The 22123-nt window shown below is 70.2% G+C and carries 20 protein-coding genes; 9 read left to right on the forward strand and 11 right to left on the reverse strand.

The genetic code is table 11. The annotated features are described in order from the left end of the window. Nucleotides 1-29 precede the first annotated feature (29 nt). The 8 genes from AB0H84_RS28980 (at nucleotide 30) to AB0H84_RS29015 (ending at nucleotide 9958) form a co-directional block, all read left to right on the forward strand. Entirely contained in the window at nucleotides 30-851 is an 822-nt protein-coding gene (locus AB0H84_RS28980) for a DMT family transporter (protein ID WP_357610763.1), read from the forward strand. Between the two features lie 17 nt (nucleotides 852-868). After that, a complete protein-coding gene (locus AB0H84_RS28985) occupies nucleotides 869-2071 on the forward strand; it encodes a glycosyltransferase (RefSeq protein ID WP_357610766.1) in 1203 nt (400 codons plus the stop codon). Further along, complete coding sequence (locus AB0H84_RS28990; RefSeq protein WP_357610769.1) at nucleotides 2068-2733, forward strand: DUF998 domain-containing protein; 666 nt, start codon at nucleotides 2068-2070, stop codon at nucleotides 2731-2733. The genes AB0H84_RS28985 and AB0H84_RS28990 overlap by 4 nt, the downstream gene beginning before the upstream one ends. 51 nt (nucleotides 2734-2784) lie before the next feature. Continuing rightward, a complete protein-coding gene (locus AB0H84_RS28995) occupies nucleotides 2785-3519 on the forward strand; it encodes a hypothetical protein (RefSeq protein ID WP_357610772.1) in 735 nt (244 codons plus the stop codon). Continuing rightward, nucleotides 3516-4259, forward strand: coding sequence for an isocitrate lyase/phosphoenolpyruvate mutase family protein (locus tag AB0H84_RS29000; protein ID WP_357610775.1), 744 nt, complete (start codon nucleotides 3516-3518; stop codon nucleotides 4257-4259). Before AB0H84_RS28995 ends, AB0H84_RS29000 begins: the two co-directional genes overlap by 4 nt. Nucleotides 4260-4266: 7 nt before the next feature. Next, nucleotides 4267-7098 (forward strand): BTAD domain-containing putative transcriptional regulator, encoded by a 2832-nt coding sequence (locus AB0H84_RS29005; RefSeq protein WP_357610778.1) that lies wholly within the window; start codon nucleotides 4267-4269, stop codon nucleotides 7096-7098. A 35-nt stretch (nucleotides 7099-7133) separates the two neighbouring features. Next, complete coding sequence (locus AB0H84_RS29010) at nucleotides 7134-8702, forward strand: MFS transporter (protein WP_357610781.1); 1569 nt, start codon at nucleotides 7134-7136, stop codon at nucleotides 8700-8702. A gap of 86 nt (nucleotides 8703-8788) precedes the next feature. After that, on the forward strand, nucleotides 8789-9958 hold the full coding sequence (locus AB0H84_RS29015; RefSeq protein ID WP_357610784.1) for an MFS transporter: 1170 nt from the start codon (nucleotides 8789-8791) through the stop codon (nucleotides 9956-9958). 9 nt (nucleotides 9959-9967) lie between these two features. Here the strand turns inward: AB0H84_RS29015 and AB0H84_RS29020 are convergent, their stop codons facing one another. The 9 genes from AB0H84_RS29020 to AB0H84_RS29060 all read right to left on the reverse strand — a co-directional run bounded on the left by AB0H84_RS29020 (nucleotide 9968) and on the right by AB0H84_RS29060 (nucleotide 19484). Further along, a complete protein-coding gene (locus AB0H84_RS29020; RefSeq protein ID WP_357610787.1) occupies nucleotides 9968-10603 on the reverse strand; it encodes a polysaccharide deacetylase family protein in 636 nt (211 codons plus the stop codon). A 137-nt stretch (nucleotides 10604-10740) separates the two neighbouring features. Continuing rightward, nucleotides 10741-11688, reverse strand: coding sequence for a serine hydrolase (locus AB0H84_RS29025; protein WP_357610790.1), 948 nt, complete (start codon nucleotides 11686-11688; stop codon nucleotides 10741-10743). Nucleotides 11689-11819: 131 nt separating this feature from the next. Then, entirely contained in the window at nucleotides 11820-12695 is an 876-nt protein-coding gene (locus AB0H84_RS29030; protein WP_357610793.1) for an alpha/beta hydrolase, read from the reverse strand. After that, complete coding sequence (locus tag AB0H84_RS29035) at nucleotides 12692-14086, reverse strand: FAD-dependent oxidoreductase (RefSeq protein ID WP_357610796.1); 1395 nt, start codon at nucleotides 14084-14086, stop codon at nucleotides 12692-12694. The genes AB0H84_RS29030 and AB0H84_RS29035 overlap by 4 nt, the downstream gene beginning before the upstream one ends. A gap of 37 nt (nucleotides 14087-14123) precedes the next feature. Then, nucleotides 14124-14894, reverse strand: a complete 771-nt coding sequence (locus tag AB0H84_RS29040; RefSeq protein WP_357610799.1) for an ABC transporter permease — start codon at nucleotides 14892-14894, stop codon at nucleotides 14124-14126. A gap of 11 nt (nucleotides 14895-14905) precedes the next feature. Then, nucleotides 14906-15757: an ABC transporter permease gene (locus tag AB0H84_RS29045; protein WP_357610803.1), complete on the reverse strand. Its 852-nt coding sequence runs from the start codon at nucleotides 15755-15757 to the stop codon at nucleotides 14906-14908. A 3-nt stretch (nucleotides 15758-15760) separates the two neighbouring features. Continuing rightward, nucleotides 15761-16948, reverse strand: a complete 1188-nt coding sequence (locus tag AB0H84_RS29050; protein ID WP_357610806.1) for a spermidine/putrescine ABC transporter substrate-binding protein — start codon at nucleotides 16946-16948, stop codon at nucleotides 15761-15763. A 21-nt stretch (nucleotides 16949-16969) separates the two neighbouring features. Continuing rightward, nucleotides 16970-18037: an ABC transporter ATP-binding protein gene (locus tag AB0H84_RS29055; protein ID WP_357610809.1), complete on the reverse strand. Its 1068-nt coding sequence runs from the start codon at nucleotides 18035-18037 to the stop codon at nucleotides 16970-16972. Nucleotides 18038-18050: 13 nt separating this feature from the next. Beyond that, complete coding sequence (locus AB0H84_RS29060) at nucleotides 18051-19484, reverse strand: gamma-aminobutyraldehyde dehydrogenase (RefSeq protein ID WP_357610812.1); 1434 nt, start codon at nucleotides 19482-19484, stop codon at nucleotides 18051-18053. Between the two features lie 196 nt (nucleotides 19485-19680). Between AB0H84_RS29060 and AB0H84_RS29065 the strand changes: the two genes are divergently transcribed. Then, nucleotides 19681-20172, forward strand: a complete 492-nt coding sequence (locus AB0H84_RS29065) for an Lrp/AsnC family transcriptional regulator (RefSeq protein WP_357610815.1) — start codon at nucleotides 19681-19683, stop codon at nucleotides 20170-20172. Nucleotides 20173-20963: 791 nt separating this feature from the next. On the opposite strand, the gene AB0H84_RS29070 is transcribed toward AB0H84_RS29065, so the two are convergent. Next, nucleotides 20964-21194 carry a hypothetical protein gene (locus AB0H84_RS29070; RefSeq protein ID WP_357611272.1) on the reverse strand — a complete coding sequence of 77 codons (231 nt, stop codon included), beginning with the start codon at nucleotides 21192-21194 and terminating at the stop codon, nucleotides 20964-20966. A gap of 37 nt (nucleotides 21195-21231) precedes the next feature. Next, complete coding sequence (locus AB0H84_RS29075; RefSeq protein WP_357610818.1) at nucleotides 21232-22122, reverse strand: hypothetical protein; 891 nt, start codon at nucleotides 22120-22122, stop codon at nucleotides 21232-21234. Nucleotide 22123 lies beyond the last annotated feature (1 nt).

The raw sequence follows: 22123 nt of genomic DNA on the forward strand, positions 1-22123 counted from the left end.
TGGCAACCATCCGTCTGAAAGGAGTGCGCATGACTGTGCTGGCCGCGGCGATCGCCCTGGTCGGTTCGCTGTTCTTCGCGCTCGGAGCCGCGCTTCAGCAGTTCGAGGCAGTCGAGTCGGCCAAACCGGGGCTGCTGACGCTGCTGCGCAGGCCGCGCTGGCTGCTCGGCGGCGTCTCCATTCTGGCGGGTGGCGGCCTGCACATCGTCGCCCTCGGCCTCGGCCCGCTGACCATCGTCCAGCCGATGGGCGTGGCCAGCCTGCTGTTCGCCCTGCCCATCGCCGCCGCGCTGCACGGCCGCAGGCCCTCGCGCAGGGAGCTGACGGCCGCGGGCGTGGTGGCGGCCGGGCTGATCGGGCTCGTCCTGCTCGTCCCCGCGTCCGACGGTCCGACCTCCCTCAGCCCGAACGGCGTGCTCACGCTGCTCGGCGTGGCCGGCGTCGCCGCGGTCCTGCTGTGGGCCGGCTCGAAGGCGGTCTCGCCCGCGGGCCGGGCCGCCCTCCTGGCCACCAGCTCCGGCGTGCTCTACGGCGCCACCGCCACCCTCATGCGCGTGCTGGTGGACGGCGCCTGGAACTGGTGGTACCTGCTCGCGCTGCCGGTTCCCGCGCTGCTGGCGCTCATGATGCTCCAGCGGGCCTACGCCGCCGGGCACTTCGGCGTCTCGTTCGCCTCACTCCAGATCGCCGATCCCCTGACGGCGGTCGCGTTCGGCGCGCTCCTGCTCGGCGAGCCCCTGCCGACCGGGATCGCGCCGATCCTGGCCGCGGCCCTCACCGCGGCCGGCACCGTCGCGCTCGCCCGGACCAGCCCACTGGAAACCCACCGCAATCCCCCCTCCCCTGTGTGAAAACGGAGTCCCCTGACATGGCCATGCCCCTGCGTACGCTCCCCGAGACCGTCATCGCCCCCGAGCGTCCCCGCCGCGTCCTGATCTCGACCGACACCTACCCGCCGGACGTCAACGGCGCCGCCTACTTCACGCACCGCCTGGCCACCGGCCTGGCAGAGCGCGGCAACGAGGTGCACGTGGTCTGCCAGTCGGAGGCGGGCCCGCCGGCCGCCGACGTGGTGGACGGCGTGATCGTGCACCGGCTGCGCTCCGCCCCGATCCCGGTCCACCCCACCATGCGCTTCACCGTGCCGACCAGGCTGGACCGGCTGGTCGCCGCCATTCAGCCCGACGTCCTGCACACGCAGGGCCACTTCGTGGTCGGCCGGGCGGCCATCGCCGCCGCCCGCCGCGCGGGCGTGCCGGTCGTGGCCACCAACCACTTCATGCCCGACAACCTCTTCCAGTTCTGCCACATCCCCGACCGGCTGCGGGCCAGGGCCGGCCGGCTGGCCTGGCGCGACTTCAGCCGGATCTTCAACCGGGCCGACCACGTCACCACCCCGACCCCGCTGGCGGCCAAGCTCCTGGCCGACCAGGGCTTCGCCCAGCAGGTCGAGGCGGTCTCCTGCGGGATCGACCTGGCCAGGTTCCAGCCGCGCTCCGAGCCCAAGGCATGGGCGCGCAAGCTGTTCGACCTGCCCGACCGGCCCACCGTCCTGTTCGTCGGCCGGCTGGACGAGGAGAAGCGCATCGACGAGCTCGTACGCGCGCTGCCGCTCGTGCTGAACGAGACCGACGCGCAGGTCGCGCTCGTCGGCAAGGGGAACCAGCGGGTGGAGCTGGAGAGGCTGGCCAAGCGCATCGGGGTGGGCGAGCGGGTGTTCTTCCTGGGCTTCGTGCCCGACGAGCTCATGCCTCAGGCGTTCGCGGCCGCCGACGTGTTCGCCATGCCCGGCATCGCCGAGCTGCAGAGCATCGCCACGCTGGAGGCCATGGCCTCGGGGCTGCCGGTGGTGGCCGCCGACGCGATGGCGCTGCCGCACCTGGTGGACGAGAACGGCTACCTGTTCCAGCCGGGCGACGTTGTCGCGCTGGCTAGGCACCTGACCTCCATCCTCACGGACGACGGCCTGCGGACCAGGTTCGGCAAGGCCAGCAGGGAGCTGGCGCTCACCCACGACCACCAGTCGTCGCTCGCCCGGTTCGAGCAAATCTACGATGAGGTGACCCGATGATCCCACGCCAGAGCGCCCTGGGCGCCGTCGCCGGCACGGTCGTCTCCGCGGGCGCGCTGACGTACGCGCAGGTCGTCCTGCCCGCACAGACGCTGCTCAGCGACTACGCGCTGGTCCCGGGCGGGCTCGTGCCCGTGCTGATCGGGATGCTGGCGCTGGCCGGGGCGTGCCTGTCTCTCGCGTACGGCCTCGCGGCCGGCGACCCGGCGCGCACCGCGGCCACCAGAGTGCTGCTGCTGGCCGGTACGGCCGGGCTGATGCTGAGCGCGATCTTCCCCACGGACCCGTCACCGGTCGGCTCGATGACCGGCGAGATCCACCGGTGGGCGGCGGCCGTCGTGTTCACCTCGCTGCCCGTCGCCGGCTGGGCCCTGGCCAGGGGCCGGGCCGCGGCGCCCCGGTGGAACGCCGTCCGCGCCCTGAGCGTGACCTCCGCGGCCACGCTCGTCGTCTACCTGGCGGCGCATCCCGCCTCCGTCACCTCAGCGCTGATCGGCGGCTCGGCCTACTACGGGCTGCTGGAGCGCGGCCTGGTGCTGGCCGAGATGGCGCTGCTGACCGCCATGGCCCTGGCCTGCCTCGGAAGGCGGCCCGCCGTCCGGGCCTCGGCGGCCCCGGCCGAGCCCCAGCCCTCGGAACGCCCGGAACGGCTGGCGGCCTGATGCCCCCATCCTTCGACGCGGGCCGAAATTACCCCGTTCTAGCGTGGAGCCATGCTCATCACACGCCACGCGGACGCCGAAGCGGTGCTCTCCGATCCGAGGTACGTGCCCCCTCCCGTACGCCAGGACGCCGAGAAGGGGACGCTGGCCTGGCTGCGCGCCCAGGTGTCGCGGTTCAGCACCGGCGAGACGCACGCGGGGCGGCGCCGGCTGCTGGTCGAACGGCTGGCCGCGGTTGACCCCGCCGAGCTGAGACCGGCGGCCAGGGCCCTGACCTCGGAGCGGGACGGGAACTGGCGGGGCGTGCCCACGGCCGTGCTCGGCGCCGCCCTGGGCGTCAAGGACACGAGCGCCGTGCCGGCCGCCGCGGCCGGCTACCTGAGCGGCGAGGAGAGCCCCGAGGCCGACGCCGCCGTCGCCGAGCTGCTCGAGCTGGCCGGCATCCCCGAGATCACGCTGCTGCTGCAGGCGCACGCCGCCACGGAGGCGCTCATCGAGAACGCGCTCAGGCATGGCGGACCCGGCACCGACGTCGAAGCCCTGCTGCACGAGACGCTCAAGCAGGACCCGCCGCTCAAGGCCACCCGCAGGCTCGACACGCGGACCGGCGAAGAAGTGACGATCGACCTGGTGGCGGCCAACCGCGACCCCTCGGGCGGCCGGTCTGCCCACCTGACCTTCGGGTACGGCGTACGCCCCTGCCCGGCCCCCGCCCACGCGCTCGCACTCGCCGCGGGCGTGCTCGAAGCGCTGCTGCACGGGAATCTGGGCAGGAGGCCCGCATGAACTTCCGCGACCTGCACCGCCCGGGAGATCCGCTGCTGCTGCCGAACGCGTGGGACTACGGCTCCGCCGCCCTCCTCGCCGCGCACGGATTCCCGGCGATCGGCACGACCAGCCTCGGCGTGGCCGCCGCGTACGGGAAGCCCGACGGGGCCGGAGCGACCAGGGCCGAGACGATCGAACTCGTCGAAGCCGTCAAGGACCTGGACGTCATGGTGACCGTGGACATCGAGGGCGGGTTCAGCGACGACCCCGCCGAGGTGTCGGACCTGGTCGCGAGCCTGGCCGCCCTCGGAGCCGTCGGCGTCAACCTGGAGGACGGCCGCCCGGACGGCACGCTGCGCCCGATCGAGCTGCACCAGCGGATCATCGAGGCGGCCAAGGGACACGGGCTGTTCGTCAACGCCCGCACGGACACATACTGGCTGAAGACCGGCGACGACACGATGGAAAGAGTGGCCGCCTACGGGCACGCCGACGGGATCTTCGTGCCCGGGATGACGGACCTGAAGGAGATCGCCGAGGTGGCGGCCGGCACGCCGCTCCCGCTCAACGTCCTCCACCAGCCGAACGGCCCCACACTGGCCCAGCTGGCCGAGGCCGGCGTGGCCAGGGTGAGCACCGGCTCGCTGCTGTACCGCGCCGCGCTCGGGGAGGCGGTGGCGACGGCGCTCGCCGCCCAGGGGAAGCAGGCACCTCCGATACCGACATACGCCGAGATCTCCGCCCTGCTGCGCCGATAATCGAGGCATGCGCTTCCAGATCCTCGGGCCCACGGCCGTGCTGGGTGATGACGGCGAGCCGGTCGCGCTCGGCGGCCCGCGGGTGCGGGCGCTGCTGACCCTGCTGGCCCTGCACGCCGGCCGCATCGTCGGCGCGGAGCAGCTCGTGGACGGCATGTACGGCCCCAGGCCCCCGGAGGGCGTGGCCAACGCGCTGCAGTCGCAGGTGTCCAGGCTGCGCCGGGCACTCGGCCGGGACCTGGTGGAGTTCCACCCGGCGGGATACCGGCTGGTGGCCGACCCGCAGGAGGTCGACGCGCGCAGCTTCGAGCTGCTCGCGCAGGCGGGCCGGCAGGCCCTCGCCGCCGGCGATCCGGGCCGGGCCGCCACGCTGCTGCGGGAGGCGCTCGACTTATGGCGGGGCGCGCCGCTCGCCGACGCCCCGCACGCCCAGGCCGCCGCGTCGGCGCTGGAGGAGCTGCGGCTGGCCGCCACGGAGGACCGCGTGCAGGCTGACCTCGACCTGGGCAGGCACCGCGAGCTCGTCGCCGAGCTGCGCCGGCTCACGGCCGACCACCCGCTGCGCGAGCGCCTGAGCGCCCAGCTCATGCGGGCCCTCTACGGCAGCGGGCGCCAGGCGGAGGCACTGACCGTCTACGACCAGACCAGGAAGATCCTGGACGAGGAGCTGGGCGTCGAGCCCGGAGCCGAACTGGCCGCCGCCCACCTGGCCGTGCTGAGGGCCGACCCGGCGCTCGGCGCGCCCGCGGCCTCCGCGCCCAGGCAGCGGCGGGGGCTGCGTGCCCAGCTCACCAGCTTCGTGGGCAGGGACGAGGAGATCGAGCAAGTGGACGCCAGGCTGCGGGCGAACCGGCTGGTCACGCTGCTCGGCCCGGGCGGCGCGGGCAAGACCCGGCTCGCGATCGAGGCGGCGGAGCGGGCCGCCGGCGACGTGTGCTTCGTACCGCTCGCGCCGGTCTCCGACGGCGGCGACGTGCCGAGGGCCGTGCTGGCCGCGCTCGACATCCGCGACACCCTGCTGTACGGCCCCGACCGGCCCGCCGTGGACCCCGTCACGAGGCTGGTCACCGCGCTGGCCGACCGGCAGCTCCTGATGGTCCTGGACAACTGCGAGCACCTCGTCGCGGCCACGGCGGAGCTGGCGGACGCGCTGCTGGCCGCCTGCCCCGGGCTGCGCGTGCTGGCGACCGGGCGCGAGGCGCTCGGCATCACCGGCGAGTCGATCCTGCCCGTGGCCCCGCTGCGGCTGCCCCCGGCGCAGGCGGGCAACTCCTCAGGCGACCCCTCGGACTATCCGGCGGTCCGGCTGTTCGCCGACCGCGCCGCCGCCGTCCGTCCGGGCTTCGCCGTGGACGCCGGCAACGCCGCGGAGGTCGTGCGCATCTGCCGGGCGCTCGACGGGCTGCCGCTGGCCATCGAGCTGGCCGCGGCCCGGCTGCGTACGCTCTCGGTGTCCGACGTGGCGGCGCGGCTCGACGACCGGTTCAGGCTGCTGATCAGAGGCAGCCGTACGGCGCTGCCCCGGCACCAGACGCTGCACGCGGTCGTCGCGTGGAGCTGGGACCTGCTCGACGAGGACGAGCAGCGGCTGGCCAGGAGGCTCTCCGTCTTCCTCGGCGGCGCGCGGGCCGAGGCGGCCGAGCGCGTGTGCGGGCTGCCGGAGGAGGTGCTGTTCTCGCTGGCGGAGAAGTCGCTGGTGGAGTCCGTGGACGGCCGTTTCCGGATGCTGGAGACGATCAGGGCGTTCTGCGCGGAACGGCTGGCCGAGTCGGGCGAGGTCGACGCGGTCTGCGAGGCGCACGCCGGCTACTACCTCGACCTGGTCACGACGGCCGACCCGCGCTTGCGCACCGGCGAGCAGCTGGAGTGGCTGGCCCGGCTGGACGAGGAGAGCGACGACCTCAACGCCGCGGTGCGCTGGGCGACCGAGTCGGGCCGGCTGGAGATGGGGCTGCGGCTGCTGGCCTACAGCGCCTGCTACTGGTGGATGCGCGGTCACCGCACCTCCAGCGCCGCCCTCGCCTCCGGGCTGCTGGCCGCGCTCGGCCCCGTCCGGCCCGCCGGCATGGAGGAGGAGTACGTCATGTGCGTGCTCATCACCGCCTGGGCCGGGGAGATCGACGACGGGCTGCGCGCGCGGCTGGCGGAGGTCCAGCAACTGCTGCCGATAAGCTACCTGCCGCAGCGGGTCGAGCTCCTGATGATGCTGCTGTCGTCGTTCAACGGGCCGCCGGACGACCACGCCGAAGCCTACGAACTGGTCATCGGGCACTCCGTCGGTCTCCCGCCCTGGCAGCAGGCGCTCTCCTTCGCCGGAGCGGGGTTCGTGCTGGACCTGCTCGGCCGGACCGAGGAGGCGCTGACCTACTTCCAGCGCAGCCTGGCCGCGTTCAAGGCGATCGGCGAACGCTGGGGCACCATATTGGCGCTGTCCGGGCTCGGCCAGCTCCACCAGCGGCAGCGCGACTACCAGGTCGCGTACGCGCTGGCCGACGAGGCCCTGGCGGTGGCGCACGAGCTGGGCGCCAACACGGAGATCGCCGAGTCCCTGTGCCAGCGCGGCGACGCCCTGCACGGCCTGGGCGAAGCGGAGGGCGCGCGGGCCGACTACGCGCTGGCCGCCGAGCTGTCGCGCCGGAACAGCTCCATGGACATCCTGGCCCGGGCGCACCTCGGCCTGGGCGAGGTGGCACTGTCGCGCGGCGAGCTGGACGCCGCCCGGGCCCTCCTGACCCGGGCACACCAGGAATGCCCTCGCGACTGGTACAGCACAGCGGACACCCGCGAGCGCATCGACGCCGGGCTGACCGAGGTCAGCCGGATGGTCAGCGAGCGGTAGGCCCGCGGTCAGGCGTCTTCTGGACAGTGGGCGCCATGAAGAACAAATGGTCCTGCCTGGCCGTCTGCTGCCTGGCCACCCTCCTGCTCTCGCTCGATCTCACGGTCCTGCACCTGGCCCTGCCCACGCTGGTGACCGACCTCGGCGCGAACTCCACGCAGCTGCTCTGGATCGGCGACATGTACGGCTTCGCGCTGGCCGGCCTCCTCGTCACCATGGGCAACCTCGGCGACCGCATCGGCCGCAAGCGCCTCCTGCTGATCGGCGCGGCCACCTTCGGCGCGGCCTCGGCGGTGACCGCGTACGCCCCCAACCCCGAGCTGCTGATCGCGGCCAGGGCGCTGCTCGGCGTGGCCGGAGCGACGATCATGCCGTCCACCCTGTCGATCGTCCGCAACGTGTTCACCGAGCCGGGCGAGCGAACCGCGGCCATCGGCATCTGGAGCGGGATGAGCGCAGCCGGCTTCGCCGTGGGCCCGGTCGTCGGCGGGCTGCTGCTCGGCCACTTCTGGTGGGGCTCGGTCTTCCTGATCAACGTGCCGATCATGCTGCTGGTGCTGGCCGCCGGGTTCATGGTGCTGCCCGAGTCGCGCAACCCTCGCGCGGGCAGGATCGACCTGGCCAGCGCCGCGCTGTCGTTCGGCGGCGTGGTGACGGCCGTCTACGCGGTCAAGGAGGGCGCGCACAAAGGCATCGTCGCGGACCCGGCGACACTTCTGATCGTCGCGGACCCGGCGACACTTCTGGTGGAGCACGCCGACGTGCTCGTGGCGGGCGCGGCCGGGGTGCTGCTGCTCGGCCTGTTCGTGTGGCGGCAGACCCGGCTGGCCGAACCGATGATCGACGTACGGCTCTTCACGCGGAGGGCGTTCAGCGCGTCCATCCTCACGAACCTGCTGGCGATCTTCACGATGTCGGCCATGATGCTGATGTTCGGCTGGTACCTGCAGCTCGTCCTGGGCTGGACGCCGCTCGAGGCGGGGCTCGCCCAGCTGCCCGGCGGCCTGAGCGGCGCGGTCGGCGGCATCCTGGCGGCCCGGCTGGTGCGCCGCATCGGCAGGAACGGCGTGGTCGCGCTGGGCCTGGCCATGAACGCGGGCTCGTTCCTGTACTACTCCACGCTCGGCGTGTCGCTGAACTACCTCACGCTGCTGCCCTTCCTGATCATCGGTGGTCTCGGGATCGGGTTCACCTTCACGGTCAACAACGACAACGTGCTGGCCACCGCTCCCAAGGAACGGGCCGGGGCGGCGGCCGCGGTGTCGGAGACGGCGTTCGAGCTGGGCGGGGCGCTCGGCATCGCGATCCTCGGCACGGTGCTGAACACCGCGTACCGGGCCGGCCTGGACGCCACCGCGACCTCCGTGGCGACGGGCGAGGCACGGGAGTCGATCGCCGGGGCGATGCGCGCGGCCCTGGCACTGCCCGCCGAGGAGGCGGCCACGCTGGTACGGGCGGCGCGGGCGGCCTTCATCGACGGCCTGCACCTGACCTCCCTGGTCACCTCGGGACTGCTGCTCGTGGTGGCCCTGGTGGCGCTGGTCGGGCTGCGCGGGGTGCCGAAGGTCATCCCGGAGGAGGCGCAGGAAAACGCGTTGCCGTAGCCGCTCGCAAAACGTATGGTTTTGCGCTCGTGATTACCGTGGTGGAGCGAGTCCTACCTGCCCGGCTGGGAACAGGATTCCGGTGGTTGCTGGCCTCGAGCTGGCTGACGAATCTCGGTGACGGGGTCGCGGCCGCCGCGGGCCCGCTGCTGATCGCGACGTTGACGCGCGACCCGCTGATGATCTCGCTGTCGGCGCTGGTGGGCTGGGCTCCGCCGCTGCTGTTCAGCCTGTACGCGGGCGTGCTGTCGGACCGGTACAACCGGCGCAGGATCGTGCTCATCGCGAACGCGGTTCGGGCCGTGGTGCTGGCGGCCCTCGTCGCGCTCATGGTGACCGGCACCGTGACCGTGGCGACGGCGCTGGCGGCGCTCACGCTCCGGGCCATCGCCGAGGTGTTCGCCGACAACACGACGGCCACGCTGACTCCCATGATGGTCAGCAAGGACGATCTCGTCATCGCCAACGCCCGCCTGGGCACGGGCTTCATCACGCTCAATCAGCTCGCCGGGCCGCCGATCGGCGCTGCGCTGTTCGGTCTGGGCCAGATCTGGCCGTTCGCGAGCCAGCTGCTCCTGGTGGTGGCGGGCATCGTCCTGGTCTCCCGGATCACGTTGCCGCCGCACGGCCGGCAGGCCGGCGATCCCACGCCCAACACTGTGCGGGAACTGATCGCCGGGTTCAGCTGGACCATCCGGCACGCGGCGGTCCGCACGCTGGTGCTGACCATCCTGATCTTCAACTTCACGTTCGGCGCGGCCTGGTCGGTGCTCGTCCTCTACACCCAGGAGCAGCTCGGCCTCGGCGCCGTGGGCTTCGGTCTGATGACCACCATCGGCGGCATCGGCGGCCTGATCGGCACCGGCCTGTACGGGGCCATCACCCGCAAGGTGAGCCTCGGAGCCCTGATGCGGATCGGGCTCATCATCGAGACGTTCACCCACCTGGGCCTGGCGCTGACCCATTCGCCGTGGGTCGCCGGGGGCATCTTCCTGGTCTTCGGCGCGCACGCGTTCATCTGGGGCACCACCTCGGGCACCGTCCGCCAGCGCGCGGTCCCGCAGGAACTGCAGGGCCGGGTGGGCAGCGTCAACTCCGTCTGCGTCTTCGGCGGCCTGGTGGTCGGCTCGTTGATCGGCGGCGTCCTGGCCACCCGCTTCGGTGTCGCGGCGCCCTTCTGGTTCGCCTTCGCCGGTTCCGCGGTGTTCCTGGTGCTGCTGTGGCGGCAGCTCATGCACATCGCCCACGACGACTGAGAACGTGGCTCAGCGACGTCGCAGGGCGAGCAGCTCCGAGACGGTGACGAATCGGTACCCTTGCTCGCGGAGGCCGGTGACCAGGCCCTTGACGGCCTCGCGCGTGTTCCGCCCGCCGGCGTACCACGGGTGGAGCAAGATGATCGATCCTGGCCTCGTCTCCTCGCGCACCTCCGCGACGATCTCGGCGGCGGTGGGGGTCCTGCCGGAGTCCGGCTCCACGTCCCACATGACCGTGCGGCGCTGATGGTCGGCCAGATACAGCGGGAGCATCAGCAGTTTCTTGCCCGTCGGCGGGCGGAAGAGGATCTCGCCGCGCTGCCCCGCCGTCCGGATGGCCGCATCGGTGCGCTCGACCTCACTCGCCACGGTGGCAGGGGAGACGAAGACCATCCGCTGATGGGTGTACGTGTGGTTGGCGAGCTGATGGCCGTGGGCGACCAGCTCCCGCGCGGCCTGTGGCCGGGCTTCGACCTGGGAGCCGATGACGAAGAACGTCGCGCGGACGCGCAGCTCCGCGAGGATGTCGATGATCTCGGGGGCGTGCTCGTCAGGGCCGTCGTCGAAGGTCAGGGCGACGACCTTCTCGTCGGTCTCCACGCGGTCGATCAGCTCTCCCGCCACCTGGAAGGTCCGCGCGTTCATCAGCCGGTACATTCCTAACGCGCCTAGGAGGAGGATGGCGAGAAGGGCCGCGAGAAGCTTGAGCCATCTTCTCCGCACGCCCGTTGCTGCTGCGTTCATGGGTGATCATGGAACCACGAACCGCGGATGCGAGCGGGCTAAACGGTGGGTCTGGTCGGGCAAGGGCGGGTGATGGCCGGCGAAAGGGTGTCGAGGCGGGTGCCGATGAGGCGGGCCACGCCCTCGATGGTCTCGATGCCTGCCTCGTCACCCGGCTGCTCGTCCGTCTGCACCGACAGCAGCAGGTCGCGGCCCGGCCCGACGATGCGGCCGTAGCTCGTGACGGCCCAGCTGTCGCGGGCGAACGGACGCGGCGTCCAGCCGTTCTTCAGCGCCACCCGGTCCCCGCTGCGGGCCGCGGCGCTCACGCCCCACGACTGGTCCTTCTGGACCCTGGACATGAGATCCAGCACCAGTCTCCGATCGGGCGCGGTCATGCCCTTGCCGCCCTTGACCAGGACCTTCATCAGGCGGATGCGGTCGGCGGGACTGGTGGTGGTGCCGCCCCAGTAGATGCCGGGGCCGGGCGTGGTCTCCCGGAGACCCATCCGGTCGTAGAAATCGCTCATCGAGGAGCCGACGCGTGACCACAGGGCGTCCGCCGCGCTGTTGTCGCTCTCGGTGATCATGCGGACCGCCAGGTCGCGTTCGCCGTCGTCCAGCTCACCGGTGCCGCGGAGCAGGAGGGCGGCGAGGATGTCCACCTTGGCGCCGCTGGCGGTGATGATGTCGTGCTCGTGCTCCCCCTGGCCGAGCGAGACCCCGGTGACCAGGTCCAGCGCGGCGTAGACGATCCGGCCGGGGCGCTTGCTCAGGTATCGGGAAATGTCGTGTTGGAGGCGGAGGCGGGCCGCCACGGCGGCGCGCGGGGCGGGGTACTTCATGACGCAGCGGGCCACCTTGATCGGGGCTTTCACCGCCACGGGGCCGATCACTTCCCGCTCGGTCCCGCACCCCGCCGCCAGCACCAGCACCAGCGCCGGCACCAGCACCTGCGCCGGCACCGGCACCCGCACCGGCCAGGCCGCCATCCACTTCGCACGCACGCGCCCACTCCCGTGATCTCCTCTGGGGGACACGAGGAGCATGCTGTGCGGGGGCGGCCTGGCCCGCCACGCCACGCGCTTTCCTGGCCAGGCCTTCAGCACGACCTTGCAGAGCCGCTACCACCCGCCCGTCAGAGGTGCTCGGCGAGGAAGTCGGCCGTCGCGTCCACGGCCTGGGTGACGTACGGCTCGCGGTCGTAGAGGTCGATGTGCTGCTTGGCGTCCACCCAGACCAGCTTCTTCGGCTGGTCGAGCCGCCGGTACGCCTCCTCGGCCCCCTCGGGCGAGCAGAACCGGTCGACGACCCCGTGCACGATCAGCGCCGGCTTCGGTGACAGGAAGTCCGCTCCCATCATGTTGTCCAGCGTGACCAGCTCCCGCACGCTGGCCCGGGTCACCGAATTGGACCAGTGCGGCGAGGCGCCCCGCGAGGTGCCGTAGTACGCGTACGGCTCGTCGCCCGGCATGGCGGCCTCGCCCTCCTCGGAGACCGCGGGCATGTACTCGACGCCGCCGCCCTGATCCTGCCGCTCCAGAACCTCCGTGAGCCCCGCCAGCACCGACGGGTAGTCCATCCCGGCCCGCATGGTGTAGGGGTTGTTGTACGCACCCGCAATACCGGCAAATGTCCGGACACGCGGGTCGAAAGCGGCAAATTTCAGTGCGTATCCCGCACCCAGGCACACCCCCACCACTCCGATCCGCTCCCGGTCCACCTCGTCCCGCGACCGCAGGAACGACACGGCGGCCCGCAGATCGCGCAGCTTGCCCTGAGGGTCCTCCTCCCGGCGCGGCAGCCCCTCGGACTCGCCCCAGTTCCGGTGGTCGAAGGCCAGCGTCACGTACCCCCGCTCGGCCAGCCGCTCCGCGTAGAGCCCGGTCACCTGGGAGCGCACGCCCGTGAACGGCCCGGTGAGGACCAGTCCGGGCCGCGGCCCCACGCCGCCGGGGACCCGCAGGTCCCCGGCGAGTGTGAGGCCGTCCACCATGAACGCGGCCCGGGTCATGAATCGAACCCCAGTCCCATGCGGTCGAGCGTGCGCAGCCACAGGTTCCGCCTGCCCTGGTGCTGGTCGGCCTGCGCGATCGACCACCGGGTGACCTGGATCACCCCGGACCGCACCGGCTCGGGCGGGAACGGAACCGGCTTCTCCTTGACCATCCGCAGCTCCGTCCGCTCGGTTCGCTCGCCCGACAGCAGGTCGAGCATGACGTTCGCCCCGAACCGGGTGGCGCCCACGCCCATCCCGGTGTAGCCGGTCGCGTAGGCCAGCCGCCCGCCGTGCGCCTGCCCGTAGAAGGCGCTGAACCTGCTGCAGGTGTCGATCACGCCGCCCCACCTGTGCGTGAAGCGCACGTCCGTGAGCTGCGGGAAGGTGGCGTAGAAGTGCTCGGCGAGCTTGGCGAACGTCTCGTCGCGCTGCTCGTACTCGGGCCTGACCAGCCCCCCGTTGTAGTAGACGGCGTCGTAGCCGCCCCACAGGATCCGGTTGTCGTCGGTCAGCCGGTAGTAGTGGAACTGGTTCCCGGAGTCGCCCACGCCCTGGCGGTTGCGCCAGCCGACCTCGGCGAGCTGCGCGCCGGACAGTGGCTCGGTCATCAGCGCGTAGTCGTACACGGGAACCACGAAGTGCTTGAGCCGCCGCAGCAGCGGCGGGAACACCCCGGTGCCCAGCGCGACCCGGCGAGCGCCGACCTCGCCGTGCGGGGTGCGCAGGGTGATCGTCGTGCCGTCGTCGCGCAGCGAGCGGACCGGGCTGCGCTCGTAGACCCGCACGCCGAGGCTCAGGCACGCGTCCCGCAGCCCCCAGGCCAGCCGCGCCGGGTCGAGCATGGCGCAGCCGCTGCGGTCCCAGAGGCCGCCCAGGAAGGTCGGCGAGTTCAGCTCGGCCCGCACCTGCTCCTGGTCGAGCGGCAGGTAGTCGAGCCCGTGCTCCGAGATCAGGTCCAGGTGCTCGTGGAGGGCCTCGAGCTGCCACGGCTCGGTGGCCACGTGCAGCTCCCCCGTACGCTCGAACGAGCAGTCGACGCCGTAGCGCTCCAGCGTCCGCTCGATCTCGTCGAGGTTGGCCACCCCCATGCGCTCGAGGCGGTCGATCTCGTCCGGCCACCGCTCCAGGCCGTTGGCCAGGCCGTGGGTGAGGGTCGCCATGCAGAACCCGCCGTTGCGGCCGGTGGCCGCCCAGCCGATCCGGCGCCCTTCGAGCAGGACGACGTCGAGAGAGGGGTCTCGTTCCTTGGCCATCAGGGCCGTCCACAGCCCTGAGAAGCCTCCGCCGACGACGACCAGGTCGGCACTCGTGTTCTCTAGGAGCCGCGGTCGCGGCTCGGGTCTGGCCGGGCTGTCCAGCCAGTACGGCTTGCGCTCCGCATCAGCAAGCGCCTTCAGCGGATCCACAAATCCCACTTCCCTACGAAGTTCGTGGAGTTCTTATTTAGGTACGGCGCCGCGCCGCCACCGCGTTCCCGATCGCGATCAGCACCCCGATGCCGAAGATCAGCGTACCCATGACATTGACCTGCGGTGGGATACCTGTCTTGACCGCACCCACGATCCACAGCGGGAAGGTGACGGTCGAGCCGTTGACGAAGCTGGTGACCACGTAGTCGTCGATGGACAGCGCGAACGACAGCATCGCCCCGGCCATCACGCCCGGCATGATCGACGGCAGCGTGACCTGCCTGAACGTCCCCCACGCCGTCGCCCCCAGGTCCCTGGCCGCCTCCTCCAGCGACGGGTCGAGCGTGACGATCCGCGCCCGTACCGTCACCACCACGAAGGAGACCGAGAAGAGCACGTGGGCGACGATGATCGTGTTGGCGTCGCGGGGCACGTTCCCCGAGACGAACAGCGACAGCAGCGACGCGCCCATGACCAGCTCGGGCGTGGAGATGGCGGCGAAGACCAGGAAGTTCGTCAGCCCCTTGCCGCGGAAGCGGTGCCGCCCGAGCGCCAGTCCCAGCATGGTGCCGATGACGACCGTGATGACGGTGCTGACCGCGGCGATCACCAGCGAGTTGCGCAGCGCCACGGTCAGGTCGGAGATGTCGAACAGCTCGGCGTACCAGCGGAGCGTGAAGCCCTGCCAGGAGGTGTTCGACTTGCTCTTCTTGTCGTTGAAGCCGAAGAGGATCATCACGGCGATCGGCGACGACAGCCAGACGATGATGATCCAGGTGTAGAGCTGGAGGAGCCGATCCCCCAACCGCGTCCCTCTCATCGGGCCGCCGCCTCGAGGACGTTCTCGGTCCCGAGCGCCCTGGCGTAGATGAAGATGCCCACCAGCAGCACCGCCATCAGCGTGAACGACAGTGCCGAGGCGGTCGGGTAGTTCAGGTTGGTCAGGTACTCGGTCTGGATGATGTTGCCGATCATGGTGTTGGCCGTGCCGCCGAGGATCTGCGCGTTGATCGGGTCGGCCGTGGCGGGCACGAACGTCATCAGCACCCCGGCGAACACCCCCGGCAGCGACAGCGGCAGCACCACCCGGCGGAAGGCCGCCGCCCGCGTGGCGTACAGGTCCTGGGCCGCCTCGACCACCCGCGGGTCCACCCGCTCCAGCGCCACGTAGATCGGCAGGATCATGAACGGCAGGAAGTTGTACGTCAGCCCGCCCACCACGGCGAACGTCGTGGCCAGCACGTGGAAGTCCGCCGGCAGCAGCCCCCAGCCCTTCAGCGTGCCGAACAGGATGCCGTTGTCCGACAGCAGGAAGTTCCACGAGATCGTCCGCAGCACGAACGACACGAAGAACGGCAGCAGCAGCAGGAACAGGTACACGGACTTGCGCGTGCCGCCCTTGAACGCGATCCAGTACGCCACCGGATAGCCGATCACCAGCATGGCCACCGTGGCGAGCCCGCCGTAGAGCAGCGAGCGCAGCAGCTGGGTGCTGTACCTGCCGAGCGCGTCGCCGTAGTTGGAGACGCTGAACGTCATCGCGAAGCCGTCGATGGCATTGCCGGTCTGCAGGGAGACCGATGCCATCGCGGCCATCGGGACGACCAGGAAGATCCCCAGCCACATCCAGCTCGGCAGCGCCAGCAGGTAGGGGGTGAGCCGCCTCATCCGCTACGCCTGGGTGACGGACTGGAAGATCGGGTTGAAGACCTGCTCCTGCTGCGTGGTGAGCGGGGTGTAGTTGCGCAGCTTGGCGTAGTCGGCCTCGGTGGGGAACATGAGCGGGCTGTCGACCATCTCCTCGAGGGCCTTCTTGTCCTTGCCCTTGGCCGTCTTGGCCTTCTCCCTCAGCAGGTCCTGCACGGCCGGGACCGGCGTGACGTACTGGATGAACTCGTCGAGCTCGGCGGCCACGACCGGCTGGTAGAGGTAGTCCATGAGCATGAGCGCGTCCACCGGGTTGGCCGCGTTCTTGGGGATGAGCATGTTGTCGGTCCAGATCGTGCCGCCCTCCTCGGGCACCACGAACTTGACGGGCTCACCGGCGAGCTGGCGCTGGAAGACGTCGCCCGACCAGGCCATGGAGATCCAGACGTCGCCCTTGGCCACGGCGTCGATGTAGCTTTGATCGTAATATTTACGGACAATTCCGGCGTCGCGCTGCGCCTTGAGCTTCTCCCCGGCCTTCTTCCAGTCGGCCTCGGTCGACTTCTCGGGGTCGATGCCCAGCGCGAACATCGCGAAGTTGCCGATCTCCTGCGCGTCGGCCATCATGCCGACCCGCCCCTTGTACTTGGGGTCGAACAGCGACTCGATGCTGGTGATGTCGTCGTCGACGTACTTGGTGTTGTACGCGATCCCGGTCACGCCGGACGTGTACGGCACCGTGTACTTGTTGCCCGGGTCGTAGGCCCGCTCCTTGTACTTCTGACCGGCGTTGGCCTCGAAGTTCGGCAGCTGGGCGTGGTCGAGCGGCGTCGCGTAGCCCAGCTCGATCATGTGCTGGAGCTGGACGCCGTTGGTCATGACGACGATGTCGTAGCCAAGGGACTGCCCGGCGCGCAGCACGGGGTCGGCCTTGCCGAAGAACTCGGCGTTCTCCTGGATGACCTCTTTGTACTCGTACGAGATGCCGGTGGCCTGCTGGAACTTCTTCAGCGGGGCCTGGTCCTCCGGCATGTACTCGGGCCAGTTGGCGAAGACGACCTTGCCGTGCTTGGTCTGCTTCGCCCAGAAGTCCTTGACCGCGTCGGCCTTCGGGGGCGCGGCCTTCTGTCCTTGGACACCGCAGGCGGCCAGCGCGAGCCCGGCGGCGGAGAACCCGGCGGCGCGGAAGAAGTCACGACGGGTGCGGGGCATGGGGTGGTTCATGAGGTGCTATCAACTTCCAATCACATACGAGTGCTGCGCCTGCCACGACAGCCACACGGAGTCGCCCCGCTCCGCGGTGGCCGTGGCGTCAAGCGCGTTCTGCTGGAACACCGTGATCTCGGCCCCGTCAGCGAGGCTCACGGCGTAGCTGTTGTACGTCCCCAGGTAGACGACCTCGGCGACCGTCCCGCGCACGGCGCTCAGGCCCTCGGCGGGCTCCTCCGTGCCGATGGTGATCTTCTCCGGCCGCACGGTCACGGTCACGTCGCCGTCCTGCTCCGGCACCAGCACCCGGCCGCCGCCGATCTTCAGCACCCCGCCGTTCGCCGTGCCCGTGAGCAGGTTGGAGGTGCCGATGAAGCCGGCCACGAACGCGGTCGCGGGCCGTTCGTAGATCTCGCGCGGCCCGGCCAGCTGCTCGACCAGCCCGTCGTTCATGACCGCGATCCGGTCGCTCATGGTCAGCGCCTCGTTCTGGTCGTGCGTCACGTACACGAACGTGATGCCGACCTCGCGCTGGATGCGCTTGAGCTCGATCTGCATGGCCTGGCGGAGCTTGAGGTCGAGCGCGCCGAGCGGCTCGTCGAGCAGCAGCGCCCGCGGCCGGTTGACCAGCGCGCGGGCCAGCGCCACGCGCTGCTGCTGGCCGCCCGACATCTCGCGCGGCCTGCGCTTCTCCCTGCCGGTGAGATCGACGATCTCCAGCATCTCGCCGACCCGCCGCCTGATCTCCTCCTGCGGCGTCCTGCGCTGCTTCAGCCCGAACGCCACGTTGTCCCAGACGTTCATGTGCGGGAAGAGCGCGTAGGACTGGAAGACCATGTTGACGTCGCGCTTGTTGGGCGGGACGTTCGTGACGTCCTTGCCGTGCAGCCGCACCAGGCCCTTCGAGGGCGGCTCGAACCCGGCGATCATCCTCATCGTCGTGGTCTTGCCGCACCCGGACGGGCCGAGGAGGGAGAAGAACTCCCCCTCGGCGATGTCCAGCGTGACGCCCTTGACCGCCTGGACGACCTCGCCATGCGAGAGGTATTCCTTGACGACGTCCTCAAGCTCTATCGCATTAAGCTCAGCCATCCCAGGTCTGTCCCTATTCGCCGATGTAGTGCATGACGTGCTTGACGCGGGTGTAGTCGTGCAGGCCGAACACCGACAGGTCCTTGCCGTACCCGGAGTGCTTGAAGCCGCCGTGCGGCATCTCCGAGACGAACGGGATGTGCGTGTTGACCCAGACCACGCCGAAGTCGAGGCGGTTGGACATGCGCATGGCGCGGCCGTGGTCGGAGGTCCAGACCGAGCCGCTCAGGCCGTACTTGACGTCGTTGGCCTTGGCCAGCGCGTCGGCCTCGTCGGTGAACGTCTGGACGGTGATCACGGGGCCGAAGACCTCGTTCTGCACCATCTCGTCGTCCTGCTTGAGACCGTCGACGATCGTCGGGGCGAAGAAGTAGCCCTTCTCTCCGACGCGGTGACCGCCGGTGAGGACCTTGGCGTGCGCCGGGACCCGGTCGATGAAGCCCTGGACCTTGGCGAGCTGGTTCTCGTTGTTGAGCGGCCCGTAGAGCGCGTCCTCGTTGTCCAGGTCGCCCGTCACGGTGCCGGCCGCGGCCTCGGTCAGCGCGGCCACGAACTCGTCGTGCACGCTCTCCTGCACCAGCACCCGGCAGGCGGCGGTGCAGTCCTGGCCGGCGTTGTAGAGCCCGGCGACGGCGATGTCCGCGGCGGCCTTGCGCAGGTCCTTGACGTCCTCGAACACCACGACGGGGGCCTTGCCGCCGAGCTCGAGGTGCACGCGCTTGAGGTCGTCGGCGGCGTTCTTGGCGACCGACATGCCCGCGCCGACCGAGCCGGTGATGGCGACCATGGAGGCCGTCGGGTGGCCGACGACGAGCGCGCCGGTCTCGCGGTCGCCGGTGACGACGTTGAAGACCCCGGCGGGCAGCACCTCACCGATGATCTCGGCCAGCTTCAGCGTGGAGGCCGGGGTGGTGTCGGACGGCTTGAGCACGATCGTGTTGCCGGCCGCGAGCGCGGGGGCGATCTTCCAGACCGCCATCATCATCGGGTAGTTCCACGGCGTGACCTGGCCGATCACGCCGATCGGCTCGTGCCTGATGACGCTGGTGTGGTCGGCGAGGAACTCGCCGGCCGTGGGGCCCTCGAGCGTGCGCGCCGCACCCGCGAAGAACCTGAAGTGGTCGCCGGCGACCGGGGTCTCGTCCTCGGCCATGCGGGCGCGCGGCTTGCCGGTGTTGCGGCACTCGGCCTCGTTGATCTCGTCGGCCCGCGCGTCGATCGCGTCGGCCACCTTGAGCAGCAGGTTGGCCCGCTCACCCGGGGTGGTCCTGCCCCACGACTCGAAGGCGGCGGCCGCGGCGGCGTAGGCGGCGTCGACGTCCTCGGCGCCCGAGACGGGGGCCTGCAGGTAGGCCTCACCGGTGCACGGGTCTATGACGTCGGAAAATCGGCCGCTCTTCGCGTCCACGAACTCCCCGTTGATGAAGTTCTGGAGACGGGTGGTCAAGGTGCCCCTCCTCGTGGCTGAGATGCCGCGACTCTTACAGAGCACGTTGCATCTGAACAAGGGATTTCGTGGTGAAGATACCAAATTGCTACGAATTCGCTTGACAGCCCGCCCAGAACTGACAACATGTCGCACCGGGGCGGCAACTCAGCGGGAACGTGCCCGTAACGCCGTCCCGGTAGGAGGAGTGCTGTCGATGACGACGCCGCCGCGCGTACGCCGCACCAACGCCAATGCCGGGCCGGTGGTGCTCGACGATCTGTCCAAGCAGATCATCGAACAGCTCCAGCGCGACGGGCGCATGCCGTACGCGGCGATCGGGAAGGCCGTGGGCCTGTCCGAGGCCGCCGTGCGCCAGCGCGTCCAGCGACTCCATGACGCCGGCGTGATGCAGATCGTCGCGGTCACCGACCCGCTGACGCTGGGCTTCCCGCGGCAGGCGATGATCGGCATCAACATCGAGGGCGACCTGGAGGCGGTGGCCGACGAGCTGGCCGCCATCGAGGAGATCGACTACGTGGTCCTCACCGCGGGCTCCTTCGACGTGATCGTCGAGGTCGTCTGCGAGGGCGATGGGCACCTTCTGGAAATTCTCAGCAAAATTCGTGCCATCCCCGCCGTACGGGCCACCGAGTCGTTCGTCTATCTGAAGCTGCGTAAGCAGACCTACTCCTGGGGCACCCGCTAGCCGACCCTCGCGACCGCGCGCAATCGTGGCCTGCACGCGGGAGAAGCGGGTGAAGACGCTGGAGAAGTCGAGCCCGGTGCCGTAGAGCGAGGTCGTGCCCGTGGACATGCCGCCGATGAGCGCGATCAGGCAGACGGGCACGAAGTACCAGCCCGGCGAGATCGCCAGCAGCCCGCCGACGTAGTTGGGCGCGGCCGGGTCGACGTATTCGGCGGCCTTGGCCGCGATGATCGACGCGGTGGCCAGACCGAAGAAGAACGGCAGGATGGTGGCGATCTGCGACAGGAACGCGGCGGCCATCACGCGCGAGCGCGGCGTGCTCGCCGGGATGTAGCGGGACCAGTCCCCGAGGAACGCTCCGAACGACACCGGGTTGGACAGCACGATCAGTGCCGCGCCGATGAACGACGGCCAGAACAGCGGGTCATCCGCCCCCAGCGTGCCCGGGTAGGAGGGGTCGAAGTCGCCGGCGAAGGCGAACACCCCCAGCACGAACAGCAGCGACGCCGCCGCCACCGCGATCTTGTTGACGAACAGCATGAACCGGAAGCCGTAGACGCACACGACCAGCACGAGCACCGCGAAGATCCCGTACGCGACACCGTAGGACAGACGCGGCAGCGGCGCTCCACATCCACTCCAACACCCTGGCCTACCGCTTGCGGCGCTTCGCCGCCCTCACGGGGCGGGATCTGTCATCGAGCTCGGCGTTCGCGGAGGTCTGGCTGGCCATCCGCCCGCCAGCTTGGGCTTCTGGGTTCCGGCCCTTAACGGGCCGGTTGACCCGAACGTCAGGCTTGGCCGGGGCCGAAGAGCTCTTCCGCCGACCGGACATGGAACGCCTCCACGAGCCAGCGGTCCAGGATGATCGTGTCCCGGCAGCCGAGAATTCGCTCGCGGATCTCGTCGGACATAGGCACCCCTTGAGTCTCAAGAGTCCGGAGCACCGAGCTGGCCTTCTCCCGCAGCGTCCGCATGTAGAGGCGCTGGTACTCGTATTTCTCTTGGGCCATGAGGCTCATCCAATACTCGCGCGGCGAGATCTCCGTAGTCGGCGGCTCAGACAAAGAGTCCCTCCGCAGAGTCGACGGTGAACGCCCGCTGGAACCAGGCTTCGAGAGTGGACGTGTCCTCACAGCCCGCGATCCGCTCACGGACCTCCTCGGACACCGCGATGCCACGCATCTCCAGCAGCTTCAGCAGAAGCCTGGCCTCGCCTTCCGCCCTGCCTTTCGCCTCGCCTTCCGCCTTGCCTTCCGCCCGGCCCTCAGCCAGCAGGCTCTCGGCGTACTCGCCCTGGTAGGGATAGGTCTGCATAGCCATAAGTCTCCCCCATTCTTCTTGCGCCTCACCAGTCAGCGACACGTTTATGTAGTGCCCGTACTTTCCGGCAAGCTTGCGATCGATCCTGCTCAGAGCCTGGTTCAAGGCGCCCAGGATGTCCTTGAACCGCGGGTCGTCGTTCTTCGTGATGGCTGAGACGACGGCCAGCCCGATATTGCCCGCTGCCTCCTCCACATCGGTGATGGCCGGAGTGTTGTCGGGACCGATGACCAACGGGGTCAGGGTCAACCCAGGATGGCCGGTTTCTATGGGCTTGGCCGCCCAGCGGGCGATCTTTCGATCAGGACAGATGACCACCAGGCAGACCGGACACCGCTCGCGGGCCCGGAAGTTGGCGATGTACTCCAGCCACGAATAGAGCTTGTCCTTGTCCTCTCCGCGTTGCGTTTCCGTGATGACGCCGAGCTTCTTCTTCCCCCTTCCGTAGAGCAGCGCACCGTCGGCTCGGCACACAGCCGGCTTGGCGTCCGACAGATCAGGCGAGCCGAGCCGAGCGTCGCCTGATTCCGGTATCGACAGGTCGAACAGCGCCCGCAACATCTGTGCGGTATGCCCGAAGTCGAGGGTAGCGATCTTAGTGATGCCCTCGTGTTGCGACGTGACCATG

It is taken from the genome of Nonomuraea sp. NPDC050786, assembly GCF_040654115.1.
Lineage (GTDB): Bacteria > Actinomycetota > Actinomycetes > Streptosporangiales > Streptosporangiaceae > Nonomuraea.

Excerpts from the sequence above, each read along its gene's own strand:
- AB0H84_RS29055 (WP_357610809.1), bottom strand. The coding sequence starts at position 18,037 with ATGGCTGAGCTTAATGCGATAGAGCTTGAGGACGTCGTCAAGGAATAC.
- AB0H84_RS28995 (WP_357610772.1), top strand. The coding sequence starts at position 2,785 with ATGCTCATCACACGCCACGCGGACGCCGAAGCGGTGCTCTCCGATCCG.
- AB0H84_RS29030 (WP_357610793.1), bottom strand. The coding sequence starts at position 12,695 with ATGACCCGGGCCGCGTTCATGGTGGACGGCCTCACACTCGCCGGGGAC.
- AB0H84_RS29065 (WP_357610815.1), top strand. The coding sequence starts at position 19,681 with ATGACGACGCCGCCGCGCGTACGCCGCACCAACGCCAATGCCGGGCCG.
- AB0H84_RS29070 (WP_357611272.1), bottom strand. The coding sequence starts at position 21,194 with ATGAGCCTCATGGCCCAAGAGAAATACGAGTACCAGCGCCTCTACATG.
- AB0H84_RS29010 (WP_357610781.1), top strand. The coding sequence starts at position 7,134 with ATGAAGAACAAATGGTCCTGCCTGGCCGTCTGCTGCCTGGCCACCCTC.
- AB0H84_RS29005 (WP_357610778.1), top strand. The coding sequence starts at position 4,267 with ATGCGCTTCCAGATCCTCGGGCCCACGGCCGTGCTGGGTGATGACGGC.
- AB0H84_RS28980 (WP_357610763.1), top strand. The coding sequence starts at position 30 with ATGACTGTGCTGGCCGCGGCGATCGCCCTGGTCGGTTCGCTGTTCTTC.
- AB0H84_RS29045 (WP_357610803.1), bottom strand. The coding sequence starts at position 15,757 with ATGAGGCGGCTCACCCCCTACCTGCTGGCGCTGCCGAGCTGGATGTGG.
- AB0H84_RS28990 (WP_357610769.1), top strand. The coding sequence starts at position 2,068 with ATGATCCCACGCCAGAGCGCCCTGGGCGCCGTCGCCGGCACGGTCGTC.
- AB0H84_RS28985 (WP_357610766.1), top strand. The coding sequence starts at position 869 with ATGGCCATGCCCCTGCGTACGCTCCCCGAGACCGTCATCGCCCCCGAG.
- AB0H84_RS29075 (WP_357610818.1), bottom strand. The coding sequence starts at position 22,122 with ATGGTCACGTCGCAACACGAGGGCATCACTAAGATCGCTACCCTCGAC.
- AB0H84_RS29050 (WP_357610806.1), bottom strand. The coding sequence starts at position 16,948 with ATGCCCCGCACCCGTCGTGACTTCTTCCGCGCCGCCGGGTTCTCCGCC.
- AB0H84_RS29000 (WP_357610775.1), top strand. The coding sequence starts at position 3,516 with ATGAACTTCCGCGACCTGCACCGCCCGGGAGATCCGCTGCTGCTGCCG.
- AB0H84_RS29020 (WP_357610787.1), bottom strand. The coding sequence starts at position 10,603 with ATGAACGCGCGGACCTTCCAGGTGGCGGGAGAGCTGATCGACCGCGTG.